Source organism: Vicinamibacteria bacterium (assembly GCA_035620555.1).
Classification (GTDB): Bacteria; Acidobacteriota; Vicinamibacteria; order Marinacidobacterales; family SMYC01; genus DASPGQ01.
In genome coordinates this window covers 24,555-34,670 of sequence record DASPGQ010000046.1, presented here as the reverse complement: position 1 = coordinate 34,670, position 10,116 = coordinate 24,555, and the positions used below count along the sequence as shown (strand labels likewise).

The following is a 10,116-nucleotide window of genomic DNA, read 5'->3' as shown; positions in this document are numbered from 1 at the left end:
GAATACGAGCCTTCTTTCATATCCGGCCCCGAAAGACTCGGCCCACCGAGAATGTCTCCTTCCGCGATCTCGACGACGGCTCGATGCTCGTTCCACGCTTCGGAGAATCGCCCTTGTCGCGCGAATGCGATCCCCCGTGCGTGGTGCCACATCGCAGTCACGAAGCGGAACTCCTCGGGCGGCGCCGGCTGGCTGAGAATATCGTTCCAGTAGCCGAAGCGTGCCATGGTGTAGTAGGGCGATGACATGTAGTTTTGATACCGGGCGGATTGCGCGATGACCCGATGCGGAATGGTCTCGAACACCTTGTCTCTGAGCTTCTGGGCTTGTTGAAGAGAGACGAGACTCCGCCCCTCCATGGACGCCGCCACCCAAACGAAGTGGACGTTGTGCTGATACGAGCCCAGTGGGTAGATGCCCTCCTGGTCCGGCTGCCCGATGTAGAGCTCGTCGGCCATCGAGGCGTCGATGTTGGTGTCGGCGGCGTGATCGTAATCACCGGTCTGAATGAGGATGTGAGAGCCCATATGTACCAGGTGGGCGAGGTTCGGAGCCGTGGAGGCGAGCTTGCGGGCGGGCTCGCGGGCGCGGTAGACGTCGTACGACGCTTCCACGCCGTGGATGTAGTAGTGGATCGCACCCGAGTGCGACGGATCCAGCTCGAGGGCCTTCTCCAGCGTCTCGACGAACCACGTGGTGTTCTCGTCGTTGGGCTTGCCACTCCGATCCCAATAGTTCCAGCGGGACGTATTCATCTGCGCCGCCGCCGCGAGGACGAGGACGTTCACGTCTTCGGGATACTCTTTCGCCAAATCCCTCATCGCCACGGCGTAAGCGGCATCGAGCGGCTCTCGCGGCGCCTTCGGGTCTTTGTCGACCCGCAGGGCCATGGCTTCGATGAGGCCGCGTTCGAGTTTCGTTCCCAAGGATCTGCGGGACATTGCTTCTTGAATGGCCTCGTAGGAGGTCTCGAGATCCGGTTCGGAAGGCGCGGCATTGTTGTGGTATCGGCCGTAGGCCCAGGCTTTTCCCCAGTACGGCATCGGCGCATCCGGATCCTGACGAATGGCTTCCTCGAAGCTGCGACGGGCCTCCGATATCCAAAAACCGAAATGAAGCCGCACGCCCTGATCGAAGTATTTCTGCGCCAACTCGGAGCTCGTGGTGATGGGCAGATGCGCGTTACCGAGCCCTTCGTGCAGGGGAATCTTGACGTCGGCCGCGGGAGGAGAAGTCTCCGCCCAGGCGAGGACATACCCCATGAGCACGATACAAGAGACCACGAGAAGTCGCTTCCGATGAATCACGGACCTACCTCCTGAAACCGAGAGCACGGCATCATAGAACATTCTTGCGCCCAATCGCGATCCGGGGATCCGCTCTTCGCTGGAACCCACCCTCACCGAATGACGTTCGTATTTGTCGAGCAGGATCCGCTTGGGACTCGTCTCGGCAGCCAATCGGGGCAGAACGTTCTTGGGGGCTCGGTCCCGAGAGGAACACGAGAGGGCGGTCGCTTTAAACAATTGAGTTATAATGACTTACTGGCACGGCGCCGCCGGGCAAGCCACCGCCGGGATTAGGGCCCGGCGCCCCGTAGGACTTCCTCAGGGGTATTAAGAGGAGGGTGGCATAGGAAGCCTAGCAGCGATCAGGTTGTCTGGCAAATGCCATTAGGAAGGGGACCGGGAGCGATGATTGTTCGTAATAGCTTGCGGCTCTGGGTCAAGGAACGACCTTCGTCGTGCCGACGGTTATGATTCTCGCCTTCGGAATCGGTGCCGTGACGTCGGTCTTCAGTGTCGTAGAGAGTGTCGTGCTCCGACCGCTGCCGCACGACGACCCCGAGCGGCTCGTCGTCGTGTGGGAAACGGAATCAAACGATCTTGAAGCCAACGTTTCTGGTGCGAACCTCATCGACTGGCAGTCGGAGAGCCAGGTGTTCGAAGGTCTCGCGGCATTTGCACCGACCATACTGACTCGTACCGGTGTCGAGCGCACCGAACGCTTGGCGGGAATCGAAGTCACATCGGTCTTGAGACAGGACTGAAGGGGTTTCGGTAAGATGGCGACGTGATCCGGAACGAGCTGAAGAAGCTCGCCTCACACAGTGCGATCTATGGGGTGGCCGACGTCATCCCTTACTTCGTCAACTTCTTGCTGCTGCCCGTCTTCACGGCCTATCTCGGGCCGAACGAATACGGAGCGCTCGGTATCCTTCTTCTCTTCGGGGTTCTCACCAAGATCTTCTTCCGCCTGGGCCTGGATGCCGGGTTCTTTCGCGTGTACTACGAACAGACCGCGGAGCGCGATCGCAAGCTCCTCGCGACCACGCTGTTCCTGTTCTCCCTCGTCGTAAGCCTCGTGCTGTTCATCGCCGCGAGCGCGGCGGCTCGCCCGATCTCGCGTGCGCTGCTCGGAGAATCAGCCGTATCCGCCTGGATCGTTCTCGTGGCGCTCGACACTCTGTTGAACACGTTCGCCTTCGTGCCCATGAACTTGTTTCGTATCGAGGGACGGCCGCGGGCTTTCACGCTGGTCACCCTGGTCCGAAGCACCCTGAGCATTGGACTGAAGCTCGCGCTCGTCGTGGGAGGTTTCGGGGTTTCCGGTGTGCTCTGGGCCGACGTCTTGTCGTCCGCCGCCTTCGTGGCCGTCTTGTCGCCCATGCTCGCGCGAAACCTCACCGCCGGGTGGTCCTGGCCGTTGCTGAAGCAGGCCGCCGCGTTCGGTCTGCCCAAGGTCCCTCACGGCCTGGCCCATCAGGTGTTGAACCTGTCCGACCGAAAGCTCCTGGAGGTCTTCGCCAGCCTGTCGGCCTCCGGCCTGTACCACGTCGGATACATGCTGGGCACGGGAGTGAAGTTTTTCCTCGCTGCCTTCGAGCTCGCTTGGGGACCCTTCGTCTACGCGCAGCTCGCGAAGCCGGATGCGCCGCGCATCCTGGGTCGGATCGCCACATACCCCTTCGCCGCTCTGATCGGGTTTGGGCTCGTCAATGCCATATTCGGTCGCGAGCTTCTGTTCTTCATGGCGGAGCCTCGATTTCACGACGCCCACCCCGTCATCCCCGTCGTCGTTCTTGCCTACGTGCTGCAGGGGGTGTTTGCCCTGACCTCGATTGGAATCGGCATCAGCAAGAATACGCGCGTCCTGCCGGCGATCACTTTCGGTGCCGCCTCGGTGAACGTCATCCTCAATATCCTATGGATTCCTCGCCTCGGGATACTCGGCGCGGCATGGGCAACCGTCGCCGGGTACTTTTTCATGGCCGTGCTCGGGTTTTATTTCGGGAATCGTTTCTACCCCATACCGTTCGAGCTCGGCCGTCTCGCGAAGGTCGCGGCCACCGCCGGAGTGGCTTTCTGGATCTCTCTCGCGGCACCCGCCGATTGGACCCGTGCCCTATTGGTCAAGGGTGCCGCCGTGCTCGCATTCCCTGTGCTGCTCTACGCCGTCGGCTTCTTTCGCCCCGATGAGCTCGCCCTAGTCAGGACCAGGCTGCTCGGACGCTACGAGCGATATTTTCTGAGCGCTCGACACTGACTTCCCGCGACTAGCCGGCGTTCCACCCCTCGTCGACCGCCACATCGTCTTCACGGCTACGTCGCACCTCGGCGAGGGTGAGCTCGCGGTCGGCGTCGTCCAACGAGCCTCCGGTTCGCAGAGGAATCTGACGGGTGAGCCCGCTCGCGACGTCCCCCGCCTCGACCGAGACCTTCCCCGCGACGTCCACCTCCACGGCGACGACGACCGCGCTCGGCCCGTGCCGAAACGGAACCTCCCACAAGAGCCTTCCCAGGAACAAGTTCTCCTCGACTCGCTCGCTGGTTCCTTGAAGGATGTTGAGCTCCAGCCGTGAGTCCGTCGTCTCGAAAGAGCAGGTCGCTCTGGTGGGCACTCCGGAATGTCGGGAGAGTATTGGCGTGACGCGTCCCGGCGGCCCCTCCACCGCAACATGGTGCCGACTCACATCCATCAGGACACGGTCGGCGAGAGCCCCTTCGAGCATCGCCGCGCGCACCGCGGCTCCGAGAGCCGGCGCCTCGTCGGGGTGAAGTCCGCGCGTGGGATCCTTCTCGAAGACCCCGCTCAAGATTTCGTTGACTTTTGGAATTCGGGAGGAGCCTCCGAACAACAGAACGACGTCGGTCTTGTGTTTCGTGAGGCCCGCACCTTGAAGTGCTTTCTTGCACGGCGAGGCGATCCATTCGAGCTGCGGGGCCAGCTGAGACTCGAGCTCCGTACGCCGCAGCGTCGGGGTCCAGAGCTTATCGCCGCCGAGGGGGACCTCGACTCTCACCTCGGCGAGGACCGACAGGCGCCGCTTGGCGCTCTCGGCGGCTTCTTTGAAATGGACCAGGGCCAGGGGATCCCGCGAAGCATCCAGCCACTCTTCTTTTCCGAGCCGTTCCAGAAGATACCGCACGAGGAGCTGGTCGAAATCCTCACCACCGACGAATCGTTCCCATTCCGTGGAGAGGACGGCGCACACCTGCCCGTCGTCCTCCACCAGGCTCACCGAAAAGCTCCCTCCACCCAGGTCGCACAAGGCGATCCTTCGGGCCGGGCCCGTTGTTATTCGAGGCGCGAGTGCCGCGAGCGTGGTCGACGGCTGCACCAGGACCCACTCGAACCCGGCGAGTCGGCTGGCGTCGCGAACGAGCTGTTCTTGACCGAGGTGGAACATCGGTGGCACGGCGATCACCGCCCCGCCTACTGGCGCTCTCAGTGCCATCTCGGCGTCCCGCTTGAGCGCCGCCAGAAGGATCGCCACCAGGGTCGCCGGATGAAGATCCTTCCCCTGGGCCTGCAACCGTGCGTAGCCGTCCCGGCCTTCGACGACCTCGAACGGCGCGAGCGTAGAGATGGAACGCACCGCCGGAGAGTCGAACCTCTCGCCGAGCAAGCGCAAGAAGTCCCAGAAGGTTCCCCGCGGATTCGTGATGGCTTGACGCTTCGCCGCTTGCCCCGTCCACCACTCACCGCTGTTCGAAAGCGCTACGATTGCGGGCGTCCTCCGCGCACCCTCCCGATTGGGAACGATGACCGGCTTGCCATCACGAAACACGGCCACCGAGGCACCGCTCGTTCCAAGGTCCAAGCCGATGGTGACCATCAGTTCATAATCGCACATTAAGGCAGAGCTGAACGGCCTGCAGAACTTGCTCCACACCGACCGAAGCGATGCACTCGGGCGTGGGAGCCCGGGCACATTCCCCGGGTGGTCGACGGATCATGTTGCAGGGCGAGCAGTAGAGCGGCTGTCGCACGACACGCCGAAGAGAAAGATCCGTTTCCGGTCCGTAGCGAACCGGGTCCGAGGGCCCGAAGATAGCGACATTACGGGTCCCGACCGCGTGGGAGAGATGCATGGGCCCAGTGTCCCCGGTAACGAACAGGTCGAAGCGTTCGATGACGGCAGCAAATGTCAAGAGTGGCATCCCGAGCAGAACCCGCGGGGGCTTCCTGGCCTTGGCCGCAATCCCTCGCACGAGAGCTTCGTCTCCGGACGAACCGGTAAGAACGATGGTTGCCGTCTCGGCCAGACGGTCGATGAGGGCGACGAACTTTGACTCCTCCCACTGCTTGAGCCTTCGACCCGCGCTCGGGTGGATGCCGATCAGAGAGTGGGCCCCGGTGTCGAGCACACCCCTCGCGGTCTCACGATCGACCTCCGAGAGGAAGGAGAAGGGGCGGGCGGGCGGCTCGAAATCGGTTTCGGGGAACAGCGTACGCAGCAACTCGAGGTTCTGCCAGTACCAACTCCTGGATTCGTCCCAGCGCGCGCGGTGGGTGAGCAGGTGCGCGCCGCCGGTCTCGCCGTAGCCAGCGCGGAGCTTGGCCCCGGCGAGTGCCATGAGGAGGATGACGCGGACGTCGCCTTGGAAGTCGAGCGCCAGATCCCAGTCGCTTCCCAGGGCGCGCCGCGCATCGGCGAAGCTCGTTCGCTTCTCCCAGGACGCCCAGGGTGCATCCACCACGCGGACGGCGTCCACGAACGGCAGTCTCCGCGCGATGGGCTCGTTCCAGCTTCCGACACCTAGCTCGATGTGGGCCTCCGGCGCCGCCGCACGCAGACACTCCAGTGCGGGCAGCGTGGTGACGAAATCCCCAATTCGATCCAGACGAAGCGCGAGTATGCGCCGCGCGCGAGACGGCTCGCCCATCGGCCCGGCGGGTCGAAGACCCGCGATGGGCGAAACCACTCGCAAGAAGGCGTCGAACAGCCCGAGCAGGGCGCGCTCTCTCGGGTCGTAAATACGATGACCGCCGTCGCGACGCCTACGGGCGGCGAGCTTGCGTGACGGAGCGAAGAACATCTTCGTAGCGATCCCCAGCCAACTTCCAGGAAAAGTGCGCGCACGCGCGTTCACGCGCCGAGGAACCGAGCTTCATGCGGAGCTCCCGGGACGCGAGCAGGCGCGCGAGCGCGCCGGCAAGCGCTTCGACATCCTTCTCCGGCACGAGAAGAGCCTCCTCCTCGTCGCGCACCGCTTGAGGTATGCCGGCCACTTTCGTTGCGGCGATGGCCTTTCCCGAAGCCATCGCTTCCAGCAACACATTCGGAAGACCATCCACGTTGCCCGCGGCGTCTCGTACCGAGGGGACGGCCACGACGTCGGCCGAGTCGAAAAGGGCGGGAAGATCGGCACGCTGGACGTTGCCGAGAAACTCTACCTGTTCGACGATTCCGCGCTCCGCGGCCCGACCGGCCAACTCACCTTCCAGGTCCCCGCGGCCCGCGAGCATCAGTCGGACGGGAAAGCCCCGACCTCGAAGAAGTGCCGTGGCATCAACGAGATACTCGAAGCCTTTCTTCGCCACCAATCGGCCCACGGCGAGAACGACTCTCTCCGTGTTCCCGTTCCCGCTCCCGCACCCCGGGCGAAACAGTTCCGTATCGACTCCATAGGGGATCACCGAGGGCGGCGGGGCTCCCAGTGCGAGACTTCGCCCGGCAAGATCCTTGCTGCAAGCGGTGACGGCAGCCGCTCGCGCGAACGCGCGCGCCGCGAACCGACGTACCACCCGGCTCTTCTCCGAAAGGAATACGTCGGATCCGTGCAGGCTCACCACCAGCGGGGTGCCTTGAATCGAGAGGGCGAGCCAAGCCATGACGCCGCTGGGTACGACCCAATGCGCGTGCACCACGTCGTAAGGCTCGCTCCGAAGCTCCGATAGGAGCGCGTACACGCCGGATGCGACTGCCCCCGGCGCAACCATGATGGCCGTCCCCCGAAGGGCGCGGTCGCTCTCGAGCGCCTGGGCATATCCGAAGACCTCGAGCGCGCGGTTGGGGACGTAGCGGTACGGCCGGAACCGCACCCCTTCGATATTCACCGGAGCGAGGTCGGACCGAGCGGGGAGCACGACCGTGAGCCGGTGGCCCCGGGCCGCGAGCTCTCGGGTAATCGCCTCGATGAACGGCGCCGTCGTGTCCCCCTCGAACTTCGGGTAAGACGACGTGATGGTGAGAACTCGCAACGGCGTTTCCGCGATTATAGCTTCTGCCGTCCTCGTATGTGTCTCGATATGCTATGCTTCCACTTGGCGGCTTCCTCTGCGCGCCATTCGAGAAGGCGAGTTGTATGAACAACGTGCTGTTTCGGCACTGCACGGAGCGCGTCGTCGAGGCGGTGAACATCGGCTCGATGGAGCTCGTGAACCTCCGGCAGAACGAGCTCACGCCTGAGTTCATCCTCCTCGGGCTTCTCGAACAGGACAACTCCGAGACGCTGCGCCTCATCGACGAGCTCGGACACCCTCAAACCGAGACGAAGAAGTCCATCATCGACCTGATCCTCGCGGCACAACGGAACAAGCTCAAATCGCGCCGGGAGGGCTCGCTACAGATCCTCGTGTCGCCGCAGACGGCGGAGACGCTTCGACTCGCGAAGGAAGAAGCCGACCAGATGGGCGACCGCTTCGTCGGGGTCGGCGCCATGTTACTCGCGCTGCACCGGGAGCCGGCAGGGCTGTCGGCTCGAATTTTGCGCGACCTCGGCTTTCGTTACGAGCGAACCAAAGACGCTTACTTGAAGCAGCGGGGGAACCGCACCGTCGACGACAAGCGCGGAGACACCAACTACGAAACTCTCTCGAAGTACACGACCGATGTGACCGAGCTCGCCCGCAAGGGGGAGCTCGACCCCGTCATCGGGCGAGAAGAAGAGATCAGTCGACTCATCCAGATTCTGCTGAGGCGAAAGAAGAACAATCCCGTTCTCATCGGTGAGCCCGGCGTGGGGAAGACCGTCATCGTCGAGGGCCTCGCCCAGCGCATCGCCGACGCCGAAGTCCCCGACACGCTCGCCAGCAAGCGCGTGCTCCTGCTCGAGATGAGCGAGGTGGTGTCCGGATCCAAGTTCCGCGGAGAGTTCGAGGAGCGGCTCAAGACCATCAAGGAGGAGGTGCTCGCCGCTCAGGGGCAGGTGATCCTGTTCATCGACGAGCTTCACACCGTGGTCGGCGCGGGAAACGTCGAGGGCGGCCTCGACGCATCCAACATGCTCAAGAGCGCTCTCGCTCGCGGACAGCTGCGCTGCATCGGGGCCACCACCCTCGAGGACTACAAGCGGCACATCGAGAAGGACAAGGCGCTCGAACGGCGTTTCCAGAGCATCTTGGTCAAGGAGGCATCCGTCGAGGACACGCTTCGAATTCTCAAGGGCTTGAAGCGCAGCTACGAGCTGCATCACAACGTGGTTTTCACCGACGACGCCATCGATGCGGCGGCGAAGTTCTCGGAGCGCTATATCAATGACCGCTTCCTACCCGACAAGGCGCTCGATCTGCTCGACGAGGCGGGATCGCGCAAGCACCTCGACCTGGTCTACGCCCCTCCGGAGATCCGCCGCGCCAAGCGGGAGCGGGATAAACTCGTGGGCGAACAACGCGCCGCCTACCAGGCGCAGGATTACGAGCGGGCGGCATTGTGCCAGCAGAACATCATGCGATGCGAGTCGGAGTTGCGACGGATGATGCATCGGTGGCGCGAGAGCAGAGTGCCCGAGGACTCGGCAGTAGGCAGCGAGGACATCGCGCGGGTCGTCCAGGGCTGGGCCGGCATTCCCGTCACGCGGATCCTCGAGTCCGAGGCTCAAAAGTTGACGCGCATGGAGGACAACATCCATCAGCGCATCGTGGGCCAGGAGAATGCGGTGCGCGCGGTCTCCGACGCGATTCGGCGCAACCGGGCGGGGCTCAAGGGACGGAGGCGGCCAATTGGCTCCTTCATCTTTCTCGGTCCGACGGGAGTCGGCAAGACCGAGCTCGCCAAGGCGCTGGCGGAGTTTCTGCTCGATGACGAGGAAAGGCTCATCCGTCTCGACATGAGCGAGTACATGGAGCGGCACTCGGTGTCCAAGATGATCGGCTCACCACCCGGCTACATCGGCTACGGTGAAGGAGGCCAGCTCACCGAGAAAGTTCGGCGGAACCCCTATAGCGTTCTGCTCCTGGACGAGATCGAAAAGGCTCATCCCGACGTCTACCACATGCTGCTCCAGATCCTCGAAGAAGGACGATTGACCGACGCTCAGGGCAGGGCGGTGAGCTTCCACAACACCATCATCATCGCAACTTCCAATATCGGCAGTGAAGACATCACTCTCGAGTACGGTGGCATCGGCTTTTCCAACCCGGTATCGTCGAGGAAGTACGAAGAGATCAAGACCCGGGTCATGCGTCAAGTGAAGAAGGTCTTCAAGCCCGAGCTACTCAACCGCATCGACGATCTCATCGTCTTCCATCAGTTGGAGAGAGCGCACATTCGACAAATCGTCGACCTCGTCCTGGACGACCTCGCCGAACGGCTTGCGGAACAGAGCCTCACGATCCACGTGAGCGACGCGGTCAAGGAGAAGCTCGCCGCCGACGGCTACGATCCCGTCTATGGCGCGAGACCCCTTCGGCGCGAAGTCGAGTCTCAACTCGAGAACATGCTCGCCCGCGACCTCATCAGCGGTCGGCTGAGGAAAGGCGGCAGGGTCCGGATATCGTTACAGGACAATCAGATCGTCTTTACGCCCATCCCGGGTCCCTCGCTCGCATCCCAACCCGTCCCCGCCCCGGGCGCGCGGGGCACCCTGCGTTGATCGACGGGCAACGGGC

Annotated in this window: 7 protein-coding genes; 3 read left to right on the top strand and 4 right to left on the bottom strand. The window is 63.2% G+C overall.

What is annotated here, in order from left to right:
• The coding region (locus VEK15_01785; GenBank protein HXV59394.1) for a hypothetical protein at positions 1–1,307 on the bottom strand (1,307 nt) is incomplete at its 3' end.
• 437 nt (positions 1,308–1,744) lie between these two features.
• On the opposite strand from VEK15_01785, the gene VEK15_01780 reads away from it, so the two are divergent.
• Together VEK15_01780 and VEK15_01775 are read left to right on the top strand one after the other, a co-directional pair.
• Complete coding sequence (locus tag VEK15_01780; GenBank protein ID HXV59393.1) at positions 1,745–2,050, top strand: hypothetical protein; 306 nt, start codon at positions 1,745–1,747, stop codon at positions 2,048–2,050.
• A gap of 23 nt (positions 2,051–2,073) precedes the next feature.
• Positions 2,074–3,546, top strand: a complete 1,473-nt coding sequence (locus VEK15_01775) for an oligosaccharide flippase family protein (GenBank protein ID HXV59392.1) — start codon at positions 2,074–2,076, stop codon at positions 3,544–3,546.
• Positions 3,547–3,556: 10 nt separating this feature from the next.
• Here the strand turns inward: VEK15_01775 and VEK15_01770 are convergent, their stop codons facing one another.
• From VEK15_01770 to VEK15_01760, 3 genes are read right to left on the bottom strand one after another with little or no spacing between them, the layout of a single operon-like run.
• Positions 3,557–5,119: an Hsp70 family protein gene (locus VEK15_01770; protein HXV59391.1), complete on the bottom strand. Its 1,563-nt coding sequence runs from the start codon at positions 5,117–5,119 to the stop codon at positions 3,557–3,559.
• Between the two features lie 4 nt (positions 5,120–5,123).
• Positions 5,124–6,323 carry a glycosyltransferase family 9 protein gene (locus VEK15_01765; GenBank protein HXV59390.1) on the bottom strand — a complete coding sequence of 400 codons (1,200 nt, stop codon included), beginning with the start codon at positions 6,321–6,323 and terminating at the stop codon, positions 5,124–5,126.
• The gene (locus VEK15_01760) at positions 6,286–7,488 is read right to left on the bottom strand and encodes a glycosyltransferase (protein ID HXV59389.1); all 1,203 of its coding nucleotides are present in this window, start codon (positions 7,486–7,488) and stop codon (positions 6,286–6,288) included. Before VEK15_01760 ends, VEK15_01765 begins: the two co-directional genes overlap by 38 nt.
• 104 nt (positions 7,489–7,592) lie before the next feature.
• Between VEK15_01760 and VEK15_01755 the strand changes: the two genes are divergently transcribed.
• Positions 7,593–10,100 (top strand): ATP-dependent Clp protease ATP-binding subunit, encoded by a 2,508-nt coding sequence (locus tag VEK15_01755; GenBank protein HXV59388.1) that lies wholly within the window; start codon positions 7,593–7,595, stop codon positions 10,098–10,100.
• Positions 10,101–10,116: the final 16 nt, after the last annotated feature.

Bases quoted from the DNA above. Each gene is read 5' to 3' on its own strand.
- VEK15_01770 (HXV59391.1), bottom strand. From the start codon at position 5,119: ATGGTCACCATCGGCTTGGACCTTGGAACGAGCGGTGCCTCGGTGGCC.
- VEK15_01765 (HXV59390.1), bottom strand. From the start codon at position 6,323: ATGTTCTTCGCTCCGTCACGCAAGCTCGCCGCCCGTAGGCGTCGCGAC.
- VEK15_01755 (HXV59388.1), top strand. From the start codon at position 7,593: ATGAACAACGTGCTGTTTCGGCACTGCACGGAGCGCGTCGTCGAGGCG.